The organism is Rapidithrix thailandica, assembly GCF_039710355.1.
In the GTDB taxonomy this organism is placed as follows: Bacteria; Bacteroidota; Bacteroidia; order Cytophagales; family Flammeovirgaceae; genus Rapidithrix; species Rapidithrix thailandica.
Map to the genome: position 1 here is coordinate 439,446 of NZ_JBDKWZ010000001.1, position 18,217 is coordinate 457,662.

The following is an 18,217-nucleotide window of genomic DNA, read 5'->3' on the forward strand; positions in this document are numbered from 1 at the left end:
ACTTGCTCCGCCTTGAAAAATAAGCTACTTGGAAAAGGCTTAGTTCTTAATGCCTCTTCTGGACAATGCTCTCCGGTAGCGGTTAGCATTGTTGACGTGCTCCCGGTTGGTAGCGGCAAAATTATGATAGCCTGAGAAATCTTCTTTGGCACACATAAAAATATAATTGTGCTTTTTATAATTTAAAACCGCTTCAATGGAAGAAATCTCCGGGATGTTGATTGGGCCGGGAGGCAGGCCGGAGTATTTATATGTATTATACGGAGAGTCTACTTTTAAGTGTTTGTTCAGCACCCGGGTAATGGTAAAGTCTTTATTGGCGAATACCACTGTAGGGTCGGCTTCCAATAACATACCCCGGTTGAGCCGGTTGATATACAGTCCCGCAACGGTGGATTTCTCATCGGACTTGATGGTTTCAGCTTGTACGATCGAAGCCAAAATAGACACTTGAATAGGGGTGAGCCCAAGCGCTTCGGCTTTTTTTCTCCGCGCTTCATTCCAAAACCGGTCATATTCTCGTTTCATCCGGGCCATGAGTTCTTCGGCATTCGTAGTCCAATACATTTCATAGGTATTGGGCAAAAACATGGCGGCAATGGTGAGGGAATCGAAACCCAGCTCTTTTACCTTTTTTGGGTTGGTCAGTAAGGCATAAAACTCATCCGGGTTGGCAGTGATATTCCGGCAAAGCTTTTCGGGAAGCTCTTCTTTTAAACGAGCATTGGTAAATGTGACATTGACAGGCGTCTGGGCTCCCGAGCGTAAGCGCCTGACGGCATCGATGTTTGTTAAATTTTTGCTCAGGATATACCGTCCGGGTTTTATATTATCGTGGTAGCCCAACAGTTTACTTACAAACATAAATGAAACAACATCCTCTACGTATTGATGGGCCGTGAGAGAATCAAGGACTTGTTGGATGGTGGCCTTTTCGGGAATCAATAACTCCCCTTGCTCCTGACGCACGATCAGGTTTGGGTTTTTAAAAACCTGATAGGAATATACGATCAACATAATTCCCAATACGGATACTCCGGAAAATACGACCAAATATATGTTTCTGGCTTTCATTATAATGAGATCATTGGTTAAAAATACGAACCACTTCAGGAGTATATCTTACTCTTTCCTGAGTTGGACGTACATGACAATTTGTAAAGTGTTGGAAACCTTTTTCGATGAATACATTGCTTTACAGAGTGATTTTCATTGTGTTTATGTATTGCTCATAGCAAAGGCTCCGGATAGCAAAGTTAATGAGCACTTATCAAAATCAGGAAATCAGAGGAAAGAGTATTTTGGTCGGCAGGTACTTGAAGGGGTGTTTTGCTTTGTCCTAAAATAGGAAAAAGGATAGCAGGTAATACATTTGCTATCCTTTTTCTTGTGGTTATAGGGATTTTAAGACCGATTCCAGAGCCATTCCGCGAGAGCCTTTGACCAAGATAAATCCTTTGGATATTTTTTGTTCTCTCAGGTAGGTTTCAAGATCTGATTTATGCCGGAAAAAGAGAGAATCTTTGCTCTTGGCATTGAAAAAATGTTCTCCGCAAAACAAATTGAGGTAAAAATTTTTGCTCTCTACCAAGTCCACAATTTTTCGGTGTTCTTCTTTGCTGATTTCCCCCAGTTCGTACATATCTCCCAAAATGATGATTTTCGCCTTTTCGGTTTTCATTTGCGAAAAGCTCTCAACAGCGGCCTCAATGGAAGAGGGGTTGGCGTTGTAAGCATCCAGTAAAATTTCATTTTTGCCTTGTTGGATCAGTTGTGAGCGGTTGTTGGAAGGAAGGTAGTTGCGAATTGCATCATTCATATCAGCCGTTTCGATTTCAAAATACTTTCCGATACAGAGGGCAGTCTGAATATTTTCAAAGTTATACTTGCCCAATAGTTGAGTAGAGATAACCTCTTGGTTCAGCCGGTAGCGAATATAGGGGTCGGCTCCTATAAATTCGGCATTGGAAAAGTCGCCTTCATTGCCATAAAAAACAGGTTTTTCGAAGCGTTTGGCCATATTGGCAAGGAGGGGATCTTGCGAATGGATGAATGCCTTGCCCCCATGCTGTATAAGGTAATGATAGAGTTCGCTTTTGGCTCGTACATTGTTCTCAAAACTGCCAAAACCTTCCAGGTGATCTTTGCCGATATTTGTGATGAGACCAAAGTCAGGCTCGGCTATTTGGCACAATTCTGTGATTTCTCCCAAATGATTGTCGCCCAATTCGATGATCGCGATTTCAATATCTTTTTCCAATGCGAGCAAAGTCAAAGGTACGCCAATGTGGTTGTTAAAATTACCGGGCGTGGCAGCCGTTTTGTATTTCTTTTTCAATACCTCAAAGCTCAGCTCTTTGGTGGTGGTTTTGCCATTGGAACCGGTAATTGCGATAAAAGGAATGTTAAATTGCCTGCGGTGATGGCGGGCTAGTTGTTGTAAGGTTTTCAAACAGTCGTCTACCAACAGACATTGCTCCGAACTTTGGTATTGGGCTTCATCTATCAGGGCATATTTTGCCCCGTTTTCCAAAGCTTGTTTAGCAAATTTATTTCCATTAAAATTGGGCCCTTTTAACGCAATGAAAAGTTGGCCGGCTTGGAGCTGCCGGGTATCAGTACAAACTCCGTTACAGTCTAAAAAATAGTGATATAGTTTCTCAAGGTCCATAGGTATTGTCGGGTCAGATTGTTTGAAGTAAATTTACAAAAAAACAGAAGGCTTCGTCAGAAATCAAGAAGAATGCCTTAAAAAACATACAAACCGGGAGTGGTGGGGATGTATGGACAAAAAAGTTGTCTGTATATTTATGGATGAAAAACAACTAAGACCGGAGGAGGAGGATGGCTGAAATGCATAAAAATATGTTTTTTGTAACTCAAGACATTCCAATGAAAGTATATACAAGTCTGGCCCATATCCTGAAAGGGTGAAGTGAACAATAGGTTGTTCGTTATGAAAACATGTGTGAATCCCATGCATTTGTACTTTTGTTAAAATTAACTTTATCATAATGTCTAAAATTCATATTCAAACCACCCAGAACGTTGCTGTTGAATACGAAATAGCAAGTGCCGGAGACCGTATGATGGGATACTTGATTGATATGTTCGTGATTGTAGCATACATTGTTTCGGTTTCATTGCTCTTTACGGAAACATTGGGAAATGTGCCTATGTACATCTGGGTGATTGTCTACCTACCGGTTCTTTTTTATGATCTGCTTTTCGAAGTGTTTTTTAATGGACAGTCTCTTGGGAAAAGACAAATGAAAATCAAAGTGGTAGCCCTCAACGGAGGAGAAGCTACCCTGGGAAGTTACTTGATTCGCTGGATTTTACGGCCGATCGATTTTTCCCTGTTTGGGCCATTTGTCGCGTTGGTTACGGTAGCGGCTTCGGGAAAAGGACAACGTATCGGAGACTTGGCAGCGGGTACTTCGGTGGTGTATGTAGCGGAAAAACGCAAGCGTTTTACTCCCCGGATGCCGGATATGGAAACCGAGTATATACCTACTTTCCCTAGTGTGATCACCCTATCTTCCAGAGATATAGCGATTGTAGAGCAAGTAATGGCCAGCTATGGCAAAGGCGATAATAACGATGCCTTGTATATCATGCAAGAGAAAGTAAAACAAACCTTAGAGGTGGAAAGTGACTTGCCTCCCATGACCTTTTTACGGACGATTGTCAAAGATTACCATCATTATATGACCACAGGACATTAGTGGAAAGTTAAACATGCTCTAAATTGAATACTATTGACAGAGCCTTCTGCCAATGTTATGTCCGGTGAGTGTGCACCCCTTTCTTTTTCCAAGCCTCCTCCGGAGCTATTTGTAGCGGGTCTATCTTTATAAAGGTTCACCCCTTCAAAACATACTGTGTAGGGAGGTACCGTGTTTTTACCCGGACCGGAGCCGTTGTTCGAAAGCAAAGGCTACTTTCTGAAAAAAAAATCCGGGATTTTGAGCTCAATGGGTGGTCCGGTCCATTTTATCGGCCAGTTCGGAAAACACCACCGAACGGCTGGCGATTAGCCCAAATACCAGGGATACTAAAGATTCCTGAGACTTTTTGTGTTTGATCACCTGTAAGCTTCTGGCTAATTTGTATATCTTTGTGCGTAGATCTTTTTCCATAAAAAAGCTGGTTTTGCGGTGTGGAAACTTCAAAATTCAGCTTTTCTTTTTAATTATACATCACTCAAAACATAAATCACCGTGTAGAGTACGAATGATGAATAATATAGTCAGTATATCGCCTATAAAGCGTTTCATCAATTTGCTTAAAATTGACAAACAGGGAATTTTGAGCATTTATATTTATGCACTGTTCAATGGACTTGTTACTTTGTCGCTTCCACTTGGTATTCAGGCTATTATTAACCTGATTAGCGGTGGGCAGGTCACTAGCTCTTGGATCGTGTTGGTTATATTTGTAATTGCTGGTGTGGCAATTTCAGGGGTGATGCAGATTATGCAATTGGTTATATCGGAAAACCTTCAGCAAAAGATATTTACCCGTTCCGCTTTTGAATTTGCCTACCGTATTCCGAAAATGAAACTGGAAGCGGTAGACAAAGCCTATATTCCGGAATTAGTCAACCGTTTTTTTGATACCCTCTCCGTTCAAAAGGGCCTGTCGAAGATTCTGATGGACTTTTCAAGAGCTTCCTTACAAGTAATATTCGGACTTGTTTTGCTTTCCTTATACCACCCCTTTTTTATACTGTTTAGTTTGGTTTTGGTGACCATAGTGTATTTAATATTTCACTTTACGTCACCACAAGGGCTAAAAACCAGTTTGATCGAATCTAAATACAAGTATGAAGTAGCTCACTGGCTTGAGGAACTGGCCAGGGTCATGGGAACGTTCAAGTTGGCCGGGAAATCTCCCTTGGCAATGGCTAAAACGGACAATGCCGTTGCCGGATATCTTACTTCACGTAAAGCGCATTTCAAAACCCTGATGGTACAATATATTAACTTGGTGGGTTTTAAAGTGATCATAGCTGCCGGGTTATTGCTCATTGGGGGGCTCTTGGTAATCAATCAACAAATGAATATCGGGCAGTTTGTTGCCTCGGAAATTATCATCATTTTGGTATTGACTTCAGTGGAAAAACTCATCTTAAGTATGGAAATTATTTATGATGTGTTGACGGCCATTGAGAAGATTGGGAATGTGACAGATATCCCCCTTGAGAGAGATACCGGTACAAAGCTTATCTTAAAGAAAGAAGAAGGCCTTTCGGTTAACCTGAACAACCTCTCTTACCGCTTTAGCGATGTGAAAGGCGATATTTTGAAGGAGATTCATTTGGACCTTAAGGCAGGGGATAAGCTTTGCCTGTCGGGCTTTGAAGGCTCGGGCAAATCGTTGCTTCTTCAGATTATAGCGGGGTTATATGATGACTTTTCAGGAGTGATTGCCTACAACAATATTCCCCTTAGGAATTTGAATAAAGAAGAGCTCCGTTCGCTCATAGGTGATAGCCTGAACATCGAAGATATTTTTAAAGGAACCCTGGAAGAAAATATTACCCTGGGCAAACCGGGCATAGACCTTGAACAGCTTCGAAAGGCAGCCGAAGTTGTAGGGTTGACGGAATTTGTGAGAGCTCTTCCGGAAGGTTATGATACGATGTTGCTTCCGGAAGGGAAAAACCTGCCCAAAAGTGTCCGGTTGAAAATAATGCTGGCAAGAAGCCTGGCCGAAAATCCCCAGCTTATTCTGGTGGAAGATAATTTTAACCATCTGAACCCTATAGATAAAAATCGCTTCCTGGATTATTTGCTTACTAAAAAGTGTACCGTAGTAGTGGTGTCTAATGATCCCTATGTGGCAGCAAAATTCGGTAAGGTGGCCGTGTTGGATGACGGGCGGTTGATAGCCCATGACCCGTTTGAAACAATAGTAAATAAGGAATGGTATTTCAAGGTATTCCAAACCAAACTTACTTATGCTGAATTTAAGTCAAAATAGAATCGAAGGAAAAGTAGACATTAATTCCCTTCATTCATTTTCAATGCTAGAGGATTATCGAGCGAGTAAAATATTTTCCAGCCTTCTCGTCATTTTATTTTTTCTCTTATTTATCGTGATGTTTTTACCTTGGACACAAAGTATCCATTCCAAGGGATATGTGACTACCTTGCAGCCTAGCCAACGCCCTCAAACGGTACATTCGATTATTGGCGGGCGAATTGAAGAATGGTTTGTTCATGAGGGAAGCTTCGTCAAGAAAGGGGATACCATTTTATTTATGTCAGAAATAAAAGAGGATTATTTGGACCCTCAACTTCTGTCTCGCACGGAAGATCAGGTAAAAGCCAAAGAACTGACCGTAGAATCTTATACGAACAAAGTGGCAGCTCTCAACAGCCAAATAGGGGCTTTGTTAAAAACCAAAAGGCTAAAAGTGGAACAGGCGAAGAATTATATTCAACAGATCAAATTCAAGATACAGTCAGACAGTATCGATCTTCAGGCGGCAATAACCAAGAATGCGATAGCCCAAAAACAATGGGAACGGATGGAGCTGCTTTATAAGGATGGCTTGAAATCTTTGACCGAATTGGAAACAAGTAAGTTGAAATTACAAGAATCCCAAGCCAAAAAAATCAGTGCGGAAAATAAGCTGTTGAGTAGCAAAAATGAACTTATCAATGCAAAAGTAGAACTGCTTTCTGTTGAGAATCAATATAGGGATAAATTATCCAAAGCGGAATCGGAAAAATACACGGCGCTATCCAGTAGGTACGATGCAGAAGCGATGGTTACCAAGTTGCAAAACCAATATATGAATTATTCCGTAAGGTCAGGATTATATTACGTCACAGCTCCTCAAGATGGGTATATTATCAAAACGATCCGGTCCGGAATCGGGGAAACGGTAAAAGAAGGGGCTGAATTAATCAGCATTATGCCTACCCGTTATGAACTTGCTGTCGCAATGTATATCCGCCCGATGGACTTACCCTTGGTTTCCAAAGGCCAAGACGTCCAGTTTATCTTTGATGGTTGGCCATCAGTAGCTTTTTCAGGCTGGCCTAACCTTTCTTACGGAACCTTTGGTGGGAAAGTGGTCGCAGTTGACAACTTTATTAGCGAGAACGGTCAGTATCGTGTGTTGGTGGTTCCGGATCCTCAAGGGGAAAAGTGGCCTGTTGCATTGAGAGTAGGCTCGGGCGCATTTGGAATGGCCTTACTCAAAGATGTACCGATATGGTATGAGTTGTGGCGAAATTTCAATGGTTTCCCGCCTGACTATTATCAAACACAGTTTGAAAAGAAAAACACTCACAAAGCATTATCAATAGATAAATGAAATGCCTCTCGTGAGAACCACAAAAGAACATTGAATCTTGAAGTTCTTTTTGAACATATGTTTTCTGGGATATGCCTATTTATTAGCCCATCTTTTACGATAATTTTTAGCTTGTCAAAAAAAATCATTGTTGGCCATGCACTACTTATTGCTGTTAATGTTGGGGTTGCCTCTTGCTGCATTAGGGCAGGACTCTACAACCGAATTTACCCAAGAACAGTTGATTTGGTTTGTTAAAAAGTATCATCCGGTTTCTGTTCAGGGAGCATTGTTCTTGAAGGAAGGAGAAAGTACCGTAAGAAAAGCCAGAGGAGCATTTGATCCGTATCTTTTTACTCAACTGGACCAAAAGTATTTTAAAGATAAAACATACTTCAGCATCTTAAACGGAGGGTTAAAAGTGCCAACCTGGTACGGTGTTGAAGTGAAAGCTGAGTTTGAAAAAAACAAGGGCTTGTTTCTGAATCCGGAAAACAAGGTCCCTCTTTCCGGTTTGTGGAAGGTCGGGGTATCCGTCCCTATCGGGAAAGGGCTATTTATAGACAAGCGCAGGGCAATATTGAAACAGGCAAAACTTTTTGCTGAATCGGTACAGGCAGAGCAACAGAAGTTAATGAATGATCTATATTATGATGCTATCCAACATTACTGGAAGTGGGTAGGAGTATGGCATCAGTATCAGATATATGTTGAATCGGTACAACTGGCTTTGACCCGTTTCAATGCGGTGAAACAAAGTTTCTTATTGGGAGATAAACCGGCTATTGACACCCTGGAGGCCTTTATACATCTTCAGAACCGGATGATGGATAGGAATCAATATCAGCTTCTTTATCAAGGGGCTACTTTAGAGATGTCTACTTTCTTATGGTTTGAAAACAATACTCCTTTGGAGATTACGGATAGTTTACGTCCGCCCGTTATTGAAAAAATAAATTTAATTAATGCAGTCTCTTCGGATACGCTGGAAACCTTTTTGACGCAATTGGAGGCAACCCATCCCGAAATGCAATTGTACCGTTATCAGTTGACTTCTATGAAAGTGGAAAAGCGATTGAAAATCGAAGGCTTAAAACCTAAAATCAATTTGAACTATATGCTATTAAATGAGCCATCTGGTGTTGATTTTATAAATGGTTTGTCCAGTCAAAATTATAAGTGGGGGGTAGAGTTCGGATTTCCTCTCTTTTTGCGACAACAAAGGGGGGATTTGCAACTCACCCAATTGAAAATGCAAAAGACGGAATTGGGACAACAACAAAAGTTGTTAGAACTACAAAATAAGGTAAAAGACTATTATAATAAACAAATAAGTTTGCAGGAACAAGTAGTGCTTTTTACGGGTGTTGTAAATAATTATCGCCGGTTATTGCAAGGCGAAAGGCAGAAATTTAACAATGGAGAGAGCTCCCTGTTTCTGATAAACTCAAGGGAGAGAGATTTAATCCAGGCAAGGGCAAAGCTCATTGAGTTGCTCGTAAATTTTAATACAGCCCGTATGGGTTTGTATTGGGCTGTGGGACGCTTATATTGATACATCGCTCTACTATTTTTCGAAAGCCGGTCCACCGAATGTCGGTCCACCGAATGTCGGACCACCGAATGTCGGACCACCGAATGTCGGACCACCGAATGTCGGACCACCGAATGTCGGACCACCGAAATGTCGGACCACCGAAATGTCGGACCACCGAAATGTCGGACCATAAAGATGACCTTCTGAGCATTCTAAACTGAAAATTTTCATCCTCAAAAGGGGGGGACTTGAAGGGGCATCTCCTACAGCGAATTTGTAAAACTGTTATACAGTTCTTGGCTACAGCTTCTACTGGTTTTTGTTCGAAACTTACCTGAAGATTGAATGCTAGTGTATAAATTTGAAAACATAAGTCTTATATAGTTGTTTTTGAGGCTTCCTTGCGCAATTTTTTACAATTCCTCCTCAAAAAACCTTATAAAGAATAATGTTTTAACCTGATAAAACCAGATTCGAATCATGTTTCCTCTACAAACCGATTTCAACGAAGCCTTTTGGCAATGTGAACATATCCTGATTGACAGCCGGAAACTGATCAGCGGGGAGGGAACGGTATTTTTTGCTATTTATGGAGAAAGGCACGATGGGCATCACTATATAAAAGACTTGTACGAACGGGGGGTAAGGCGCTTTGTTGTGGAAAAAGATCTTTCGGAAGAAATTCATCAACTACCAGGAATACAATGCTGTCGGGTGAAAAGCTCTGTCAAAGCCTTACAAGAGTTTGTGGCGTATAAACGGGCACGGTTTTCACTTCCGGTGATCGGGATTACAGGAAGCAATGGCAAGACGATTGTCAAGGAGTGGTTGTATAGCTTACTGGAAGATGATTTTTCCATTGTGAAAAGCCCTAAAAGTTATAATTCCCAGGTAGGGGTACCCTTGTCCGTATGGGAGTTGAACCAACAACACAATCTGGGCATTTTTGAAGCGGGTATTTCGAGGGTGGGCGAAATGGAACATTTGCAGAAAATGATTCAACCTACCATAGGGATATTTACCAATATAGGTCCGGCTCATGCAGAAGGCTTCTCATCTCAAGAGCAAAAAATTAAAGAAAAACTGAGTTTGTTTACTGCTTGCCAAGTGTTGGTGTACTGCAAAGATCACCGGGCCATTGATGAACAAGCACAAAAACTGCCCTGCAAAAAACTTACTTGGGGTCAAGCGGAAGAGGCGGATATTCACTTTCAATTGTTTTCAAAAGATACCTGGAAATCCAAGGTGAAAATTGTTTGGCAAGAGCAATCCTTTGAAGTGGAATTGCCCTTTTCCGACCGGGCTTCCGTAGAAAATATCCTTCATTGTATTGCGGTTTATAGCTATCTGGGTATGCCGTTGGACGATTTGGAAAAGCGTCTTCAACGCTTGCGTTTACCCAAAATGCGTCTGGAGATTAAAGAAGGAATTAACAACTGTGTGTTGATAGATGATGCGTATAATAACGACCTGGCGGGCTTATCAGTAGCGCTTTCGTTTTTGGACCAACACAGTGAGTTTCGAAAGAAAACCTTAATTTTGTCCGACATGCTGGAAGCGGGAGGAAATGAGCGGAAACAATGCCAAGCCATCCAAAATCTACTTTCGCAAAAAGGATTACACAAGTTTATCGGGATTGGACGGAAGCTACTAGCCCATCAGGATGTATTTCAGTTTTCCGAACAGGCTTTTTATCCTTCTACTCAAGACTTTTTAGCTCAATTTCAACCGGAAAGATTTCAAAAAGAGGCGGTATTAATCAAAGGGGCCAGACGGTTTAACTTCGAACGAGTAAGTGCTGCTTTAGTCCAAAAAGTGCACGGTACCCGCTTGGAAGTGAACCTGGATGCAATTGAAGCCAATCTGAATTTTTATAAAAGCCTTTTACATGCGGATACGAAGGTGATGGTGATGGTAAAGGCTTTTGCCTATGGAAGTGGAAGCTATGAAGTGGCCAGTTTGCTGCAATACCACCGGGTAGACTACCTGGCGGTCGCCTATGCTGATGAAGGAGTATACTTGAGACAAAAAGGTATCCGCTTGCCGGTGATGGTGATGAATCCGGCCACGGAAACCTTTGATAAGTTGTTGGCTTATAACCTGGAACCAGAGATTTATAACCTTCATTTATTGGAAAGCTATGCCGGGTATGTAAAGCATTCCCGGAAAAATCGAAAATCTCCGGTGGCAAAAGTTCATATCAAATTTGATACGGGAATGCATAGGTTGGGCTTCGAAGAGAAAGATTTTGAAACACTCGCTCGGCAACTCCACCAATATAAAAATACCCTGAAAGTAGTCAGTGCCTTTTCACATTTGGCCGGAGCCGATGATGAAATGCACAATGCATTTTCAAAACAACAGATCGAGACCTTCAACACATTAAGCCATCGTTTGGAAAAAGCCTTGGGCTATTCCTTTATCAAACATATATGTAATTCAGCGGGCATTACACGCTTTCCGGAGGCGCAATTGGATATGGTTCGCTTAGGTATTGGTTTGTACGGGGTTGATGTTAACAACTTGTATCAGCAGCAATTACAATGTGTGGGAACCCTGAAAACGTCTATCTCTCAAATTAAAGAAATAGCAAAGGGAGAAACCATTGGATACGGACGGGCCGGGCTAGCTTCTAGTCCCCTCCGGATTGCTACGATTGCCATTGGGTATGCGGATGGCTTTGACCGCCGGTTCAGCCGAGGTACGGGAGAGGTGTTTATCCGGGGAAAATTGGCTCCGGTGATTGGCAATGTCTGTATGGATATGACGATGGTAGATATTTCTCATATTCCCGAAGCAGAAGAGGGGGATGAAGTCATTGTATTTGGCGAACAACCTACGATTTCTACCTTGGCAAAAGCGATCGGAACGATCCCCTTTGAAATTTTGACCAACGTGAACGGCAGGGTCAAAAGGGTATTTTTTACAGAGTGATGATTACTGGTAAATGACTTGGAAGTTGAATGTGTTGAAATAGAAGTGGTTTAAACTTATGGTTTTTGAACGAAGGTGGAAGCCAAATCGGCTCATCAAGGCACTTTTTGAAGAGAACAGCCAAAGCTATTGTTGAAAAAAGTAACACAGAGGAGGCCTTTTTGAAACATTTTTTAGGAAAAAGAAAAAGGTTAATTCACTTCATATAGTCTTTTATGTAGTTGTTTGATTTGTGCCGTAGTACGCGTTTTAATTCGTATTTTTTTTTATTAAAAAACCTCAATTCTTCCTTCTTTTTATCCTTTTTTGTTGTGCAAGTAGCTGATTGTTAATGCTTTTGTTCTTTGCTTTTTTCTGAATAGTTCATTTTGGGTTTATATAGTTTTGATCACTTATACTTGGTAGTTAGTAAGGTATGAAACGTATTGTTTCAAAGAATTGCCAATTCATAAGAAGTGTTATTTGAACCTTACTTGCCGATTGTTTGATGAGGACTTAAAAAGCTATTCTTTTTAGTTGTAAAATTACATTGATAGGTTTTTCTGTGAACCTTGTAGTAATTTCTCGGATTTGAAAAGGTATTGTGGAAAATGATTGTATTTTTTGAAGTAATAGAGGGGCTGGTTTCTTTAGGTAGGTGTAGTTTGTGTTGAGATAATGCAATTTTTGAACGGTGATAAATGCAAATTGAGTATTTTATCTTACATATACTTTTGCTCGTATTTTGTCATTTGTTTTGATTATCCTGAAAAAAGAAACTAATTATCGTTTTAAAAGTACTTTTTACATAAGAAGTTTTTTAATCTCTTACTCTAAATTTTATTGGGTATGCACGATAAAAAAAATCGCTTTTTAAGAGCGTTTTTCCCCTTAATTCTCCTAATTATCGCATTATGTCAACTAGCATTAGCTCAGGACATTGAAAAGCTACAGGACCAACTTGCGCTCTCCAAAAGTGATACGGCTAAGGCCACGGTTTTGGCAAGGTTAGCGGAAGCGGAATTACAAAATGACCGTCTGGAAGAAGCCCTGGAACATGCTTCACAGGGGTACCGACTTTCCCAAAAACATCAGTTTTATAATGGAATTGTTGGCTCTGCCAGGGTGCTTGGAAAGATTGAAATGATCAAACGGCAATTTCCGGCATCATTGGATTATTACCTCAAAGCCATGCAAGCCGTGGAAAGAGGAGGAAATGATCCTAATCAAAAAGTGGATTTGAATATCGACATCGGAAATTTGTATCAGAACTGGGATGCCAATGACAAAGCAACAGACCATTATGTGAAGGCTTTGGAAATAGCAGAGGAAGTGAACGATGAAGCCTTGCAAATTAAAATCCTGCAAGTGATAGGGTATGCACGGCTCAGAGTGAACGACTATAAGGAAGCCATGAAGTACTTTCAGGAGGTAGCGGAATACTACCAAGTGAAAAACGACTTACACAATTATGCCCTCTCCTTAAAGCGCCTTTCTGATATCAGCCTTCAGGCCAAAAAGTATGAAGAAGCCTTGGATTATAATGTGCAAATTTTAGGCATTAAACGCGCACAGAATGACAAGGAAGGCGAAAGTCACTTCTTGAATGAGATTGGAGTGATCTATAAACAGTTAGGAAAAGATGATCTTGCCTTGAAGCATTTTGAAGAGGCGTTGAAAATCAACCGGGATAATAATCTGGACAAAGAGGCTAGCATCAGTATGTTGATCAATGTGGGGGTGATTTACCAACGAAACCGCGAGTTTGACCGGGCCTTAGATTCCTTTAACGAAGTATTGGACATCCGGAAGCAAATTGGCGAGCCGGTAGGAATTGCCAATGCTCATATATACTTGGCTTCCATCTACCAGGGCTTGGGCGATTTGCCCCGTGCCCGGAACCATATCCAAAAATCCATCGATATGGCTGAAAAGGGTGGTGACCGCAGGTTGATGGAAAAAGGTTATCGTAAGCTGGCCGAGATATACGAGGCTACCGGAAGTAATAAAAAAGCCTTGCATGCATACAGGCGCTTTGTGGAGCTTCGTGATGAAGTAATTGAGCAAGAACGTAAGTATCAGGAGGAATTGCTACAACGGCAGTTGGAAGCAGAAAAGAAGGAAAAAGAATTAAAACTTTTATTGAAAGACCAGGAAGTGTCCAAGCTTTCCGTGGAAAAGCTACAAGTGGAAGCCGACCGGAAAGAACAGGAACTGGCACTCTTGCAACGGGATAAAGACTTATTGGAGCGCGACCGAAGGTTGAAGGAAGCCACACTCCGTGCTCAGGAGCTACAAAAAGAACAAGCATTACAAGCATTGGAATTGGCCAAACGAAAACTGGATGCCGAGCAAAAAGACAAGGAAATTACCTTGTTGAATAAGAATAAGCGTATCCAAGAGTTGGCTTTAAAACAAAAAGAGCTACAGGATAAAGAACAAGCGAAAGCCATTCAACTTCTGGAAAGGGAAAAAGAACTGCAAGATGTGAAGCTGGAAGAAGAGAAGACCATGAGGAAGTTTGGGATTGGTATTATCGTATTGATTGTGGCCGTTTTGATCTTGATTATTGCCGGATATATCGGAAAACAAAAAGCCAACCGGAAGCTGGCGGATCAAAACGAGAAAATCCAGAAGCAAAAAGAACAAATTGAAGCCTCTGCCAACCAGCTGCGGGAAGCCAGCATTGAGATCAACCAGCAAAAAGAAGAGTTGGAAGAGAAAAATGCCAGCATGACAGCTAGTATTCGTTATGCAAAACGTATCCAGAATGCGATCCTTCCTCCTCCGGAAGTACTGAATAAGCATTTTGCAGAGCATTTTGTGATCTATCGCCCGAAAGATATGGTATCCGGAGACTTTTACTGGTTTACCCATGCAAAGCCCTATTCCTTTATTGCGGCTGTGGATTGTACGGGGCATGGTGTGCCGGGCGCATTTATGTCGATGATTGGAAATACATTGCTCAACCAGATCGTCAAAGAAAAGAAAATCTATCAACCGAATAAAATCCTGGAAGAACTTCACAATGGGGTGAGAGAAGCTTTGAAGCAACGAGACTCCACCAATGTAGACGGTATGGATGTTTGTTTGTGCCGGATTGAGCACGGTGAAGGAGATATCGTAAATGTGGAGTACAGTGGGGCGAAATGTCCTCTATTATTTGTGAGCGATGGGGAAGTCGTGATGCTGGAAGCTGACCGGAAGTCTATTGGAGGTTGGCAAAAAGAGAAAGTCCATACCTTCTCCAACCACAAAACACAATTGCAAAAAGGCAGCATGGTGTACTTGACTACCGATGGTTACATCGATGCAGCGAATGGTGACAGAAGACGTTTAGGCTCTAAAAAGTTGCGTGAAATTGTGCGCAATGAGGCTTATCATGATATTCAAACCCAACTACAGCGTTTGGAAGAAACGTTGGATACTCATCAAAAAGACGCAGATCAGCGGGATGATATCACTTTGATTGGGGTGCGTTTATAGCATTTTTTCTACTAATATTAATTAACTCGACAAATTTATAGAAGACAATGACAAGTTCAATCCAAAATTTAAGCTTGTACGATTACTACAATTTCACCAATCGTAGTAGTGTAGTCATATCTTACAAAGGACCTATTACAGATGTGTTGATGGCTGAAATAAGTAGGGACATCAGAGACAAGTTTAGTGACAATCCCCGAGTAAGCAGAAAGGTGTTTTCGGTATTTATGGAGCTTGCGCAAAATATGCTTTTTTATTCCTCTGAAAAAGTGTTTTTTGCCAATCGGAAAGATAGTGTCGGTACACTGTTGCTCACAGATTCTGACAATGCCTATAAGTTTTCTTGTGGCAACTTGGTTAAAAATGAATATGTGGATGAATTGCTCTCCAACTGTGCCATTATCAACTCTTTGGACAAAGAGGAGTTGAGAAAGTATAAACGGGAGCAACGGAACAAACCCCAAGGCGAACGCAGTAAAGGTGCGGGGATTGGGCTGATTCACGTAGCGTTATTGACGGGCCAACCTTTAGACATAGAGGTCAGAGAAGTCGACAACGATTATTCATTTTTTTCATTAACTGTTACCATCACAAAAACTGTATAATTCTCATGGAAACAATCAAATTAGACAGACTGGAATTTGAATCAGAAAACAATACCTTCTTTAAACCTCATATCCTTTTTGATGCGGAAACAGGGGAGTGCCTTATTGAAGGTGAATCGTATTTGGAAGATACCTGGGAGTTTTACTCAAAGCCTATGGAATGGTTGAGAGCCTATACGACTGCTGAGGTGAAAAAGCCAATTGATTTTAAATTTAAATTGAGTTATTTTAATACCAGTTCTTCCAAGTGTATCCTGGATATTTTGAAATTGCTCAAGCAATATCAAGAGAACGGAGGAGAAGTGACCGTGAGTTGGTACTATCCGGAAGATGATGAAGACAACTTGATGGAAGCGGAAGATTTTATTGCCGATACCGGCATTGATATGAAACTGGTTGAGTACTAGTAAATCCTTAGAGCTTTTCATATAAGCAACAGCGGGTACTCTATCTGAATAGAGTACCCGCTGTTGCTTGTTAAAGAGAGGGAGAACTACACTTCGTAAAACTGAAGCTCCCATAGAATAGCAGAGCGGTCATCACTGATCGTAATCAGTTTATGTTCATCCACCCAACGCACTTTGTTGACCGAATTAGCGTGGCCTGTATGCCTTGCTTGGTCGATAACTTTTAACAATTGATGTTTTTTGCCATCCCAGATCTTTACGGTTTTATCCTTACTGACGGTAGCAAAGTAGTTGCCATCCGGCCGGAAAGCAATATCATTAATGGTGTACATATGTGCCACAATATCTTCACGTTGGGTATAGTTGCCCTGCTTCCAAACTTTTAAATGCGCGTCCATACTACCACTTAACAACAGGTCATTTTCCGGTGAATAGGTTAAGCCAAAAACCGATTTGGTATGAGCAGCCAGCTCTTGTTTTAGCTGAAAGGTATTCAAATCAAATATCCGGATACATTGATCGCTGAATCCTACGGCAAATTCTTCATCTTTTGTGTTGATGGCAATTACTCTGGCATTTTCTTTGGAATATTGTTGATGGTGTAGAATTCTCCATCGGTCCAAATCCACCACGAAAACCCCTCCGGTACCGGTAGCAATGTAGCACTTTTGCCGGTGGTATTTAATATCATAAATAAAGGTATCTGCTAACTTTAGCGTTTTGATTTCCTTCTTCTCCACCAAATCCAATAAGTGTATGCCTTGGGTGTTTTGCCCTACCAATAGCAGGTCTTTGCCGGGTATTTCTTCCAGGGTGTACACGGAGTTAGGCATTTGGGCAATGACTTCTCCTTGATCCGGACTTTCCAGTGACCAACGTACCACCAACTGATCGCCTCCACTGGTATAAAAAACCGAACTTCCCACTAAAGAAGATAATGCATAAATACTATCGCGATGCCCGGTAAAAGAGCTGAGTTTCTTTACGTCAACGTTAGTTCGCCTCATAAGATCTGTATACTTTTCAATGAAAACCTCCTTGCAAGTTTATCCTAAACAAGTCAGAAAGTAGTTGGCACAAGGGAAATATTTATATATAAGGCTTTATGGCATCGGTGGTGAAGGAGGGGTGCCTATTCTTTTTATAAATTTTCTTATAAAAAGAATATCATTCTAACAGGATAAAAGGTAGTTTTGAAAGATCATTCAATTTGTATGTGAAATTTTCCGGCCATCAAACAATGCTGAAAACCGGATGAATATCAGTACACTTGAATGGCTGATTTTGGAAATTGTACTATGAGCCGTCTGTTCACATAAGTAAGAGAAATGCCTTTAATAAATATCCGACAAATACATAAACACCTGCATTGGGGAATTTGGGAAATAACCGAGGAGGAACACGTCTTGTCCGAATGGTTAGACAATACCTGTGATTTGACAGAAGTAGGACAAATCCGGAATGTTTTGAAACGCAAACAATCCTTGGCTGGAAAGGCGGTAGTGAAAGCATTGATGGAGTATAAACAGTTGCCATTTGCCGGAATGGATAAAGATGCTTGTGGCAAACCCTTTTTGAAAAATAGTAATTTTCATATCTCGGTTTCCCATTCGGATACATATGCATTGGGTATTCTCCATGAACAAAAACCTGTGGGCATCGATATCGAAAAGGTTACTCCCCGGATTTTCCGGGTGGTTGATAAATTTTTGTCTTCAGAAGAAAAAGCTCAACTTTCCATGGAGGATGCCCATGAGTTGACCCGGTGTTGGTGCGCCAAAGAAGCCTTGTATAAATTTTTTGGCAAGAAGCAATTAAGCTTGAAAGAGGATATATTTCTGGATTTGGCATCGTCTGAAGGCACCATAAAAAAAGGAGAACATATACATCATGTTCCCCTTCATTTCCTACGGCAGGATCAATATATGATTGCACTGACCAGTTGATTTGGCATCCT

At 41.1% G+C, this 18,217-nt stretch carries 13 protein-coding genes; 9 read left to right on the top strand and 4 right to left on the bottom strand.

Translation table 11 applies throughout. The annotated features are described in order from the left end of the window. Positions 1 to 39 precede the first annotated feature (39 nt). Together mltG and AAG747_RS01615 are read right to left on the bottom strand one after the other, a co-directional pair. Positions 40 to 1,074, bottom strand: coding sequence for an endolytic transglycosylase MltG (mltG, locus tag AAG747_RS01610; protein ID WP_346819367.1), 1,035 nt, complete (start codon positions 1,072 to 1,074; stop codon positions 40 to 42). Positions 1,075 to 1,393: 319 nt separating this feature from the next. Continuing rightward, on the bottom strand, positions 1,394 to 2,671 hold the full coding sequence (locus AAG747_RS01615) for a UDP-N-acetylmuramoyl-tripeptide--D-alanyl-D-alanine ligase (protein WP_346819368.1): 1,278 nt from the start codon (positions 2,669 to 2,671) through the stop codon (positions 1,394 to 1,396). Between the two features lie 343 nt (positions 2,672 to 3,014). On the opposite strand from AAG747_RS01615, the gene AAG747_RS01620 reads away from it, so the two are divergent. Continuing rightward, positions 3,015 to 3,728: an RDD family protein gene (locus AAG747_RS01620; protein ID WP_346819369.1), complete on the top strand. Its 714-nt coding sequence runs from the start codon at positions 3,015 to 3,017 to the stop codon at positions 3,726 to 3,728. A 246-nt stretch (positions 3,729 to 3,974) separates the two neighbouring features. On the opposite strand, the gene AAG747_RS01625 is transcribed toward AAG747_RS01620, so the two are convergent. Further along, positions 3,975 to 4,142: a hypothetical protein gene (locus AAG747_RS01625; RefSeq protein ID WP_346819370.1), complete on the bottom strand. Its 168-nt coding sequence runs from the start codon at positions 4,140 to 4,142 to the stop codon at positions 3,975 to 3,977. Positions 4,143 to 4,236: 94 nt separating this feature from the next. Between AAG747_RS01625 and AAG747_RS01630 the strand changes: the two genes are divergently transcribed. The 7 genes from AAG747_RS01630 to AAG747_RS01660 all read left to right on the top strand — a co-directional run bounded on the left by AAG747_RS01630 (position 4,237) and on the right by AAG747_RS01660 (position 16,260). Further along, positions 4,237 to 5,988, top strand: coding sequence for a peptidase domain-containing ABC transporter (locus AAG747_RS01630; RefSeq protein WP_346819371.1), 1,752 nt, complete (start codon positions 4,237 to 4,239; stop codon positions 5,986 to 5,988). Further along, a complete protein-coding gene (locus AAG747_RS01635; protein ID WP_346819372.1) occupies positions 5,966 to 7,333 on the top strand; it encodes an HlyD family secretion protein in 1,368 nt (455 codons plus the stop codon). Before AAG747_RS01630 ends, AAG747_RS01635 begins: the two co-directional genes overlap by 23 nt. A 136-nt stretch (positions 7,334 to 7,469) precedes the next feature. Further along, positions 7,470 to 8,867: a TolC family protein gene (locus AAG747_RS01640; RefSeq protein WP_346819373.1), complete on the top strand. Its 1,398-nt coding sequence runs from the start codon at positions 7,470 to 7,472 to the stop codon at positions 8,865 to 8,867. A 462-nt stretch (positions 8,868 to 9,329) separates the two neighbouring features. Further along, positions 9,330 to 11,783, top strand: a complete 2,454-nt coding sequence (locus tag AAG747_RS01645) for a bifunctional UDP-N-acetylmuramoyl-tripeptide:D-alanyl-D-alanine ligase/alanine racemase (protein ID WP_346819374.1) — start codon at positions 9,330 to 9,332, stop codon at positions 11,781 to 11,783. 828 nt (positions 11,784 to 12,611) lie between these two features. After that, on the top strand, positions 12,612 to 15,248 hold the full coding sequence (locus tag AAG747_RS01650; protein ID WP_346819375.1) for a tetratricopeptide repeat protein: 2,637 nt from the start codon (positions 12,612 to 12,614) through the stop codon (positions 15,246 to 15,248). 47 nt (positions 15,249 to 15,295) lie between these two features. Further along, on the top strand, positions 15,296 to 15,853 hold the full coding sequence (locus tag AAG747_RS01655) for a SiaB family protein kinase (RefSeq protein ID WP_346819376.1): 558 nt from the start codon (positions 15,296 to 15,298) through the stop codon (positions 15,851 to 15,853). A 5-nt stretch (positions 15,854 to 15,858) separates the two neighbouring features. After that, complete coding sequence (locus AAG747_RS01660; protein WP_346819377.1) at positions 15,859 to 16,260, top strand: DUF1987 domain-containing protein; 402 nt, start codon at positions 15,859 to 15,861, stop codon at positions 16,258 to 16,260. Positions 16,261 to 16,346: 86 nt separating this feature from the next. Here the strand turns inward: AAG747_RS01660 and AAG747_RS01665 are convergent, their stop codons facing one another. Continuing rightward, positions 16,347 to 17,267 (bottom strand): WD40 repeat domain-containing protein, encoded by a 921-nt coding sequence (locus tag AAG747_RS01665; RefSeq protein ID WP_346819378.1) that lies wholly within the window; start codon positions 17,265 to 17,267, stop codon positions 16,347 to 16,349. A 321-nt stretch (positions 17,268 to 17,588) separates the two neighbouring features. On the opposite strand from AAG747_RS01665, the gene AAG747_RS01670 reads away from it, so the two are divergent. Continuing rightward, complete coding sequence (locus AAG747_RS01670; RefSeq protein ID WP_346819379.1) at positions 17,589 to 18,206, top strand: 4'-phosphopantetheinyl transferase family protein; 618 nt, start codon at positions 17,589 to 17,591, stop codon at positions 18,204 to 18,206. Positions 18,207 to 18,217: the final 11 nt, after the last annotated feature.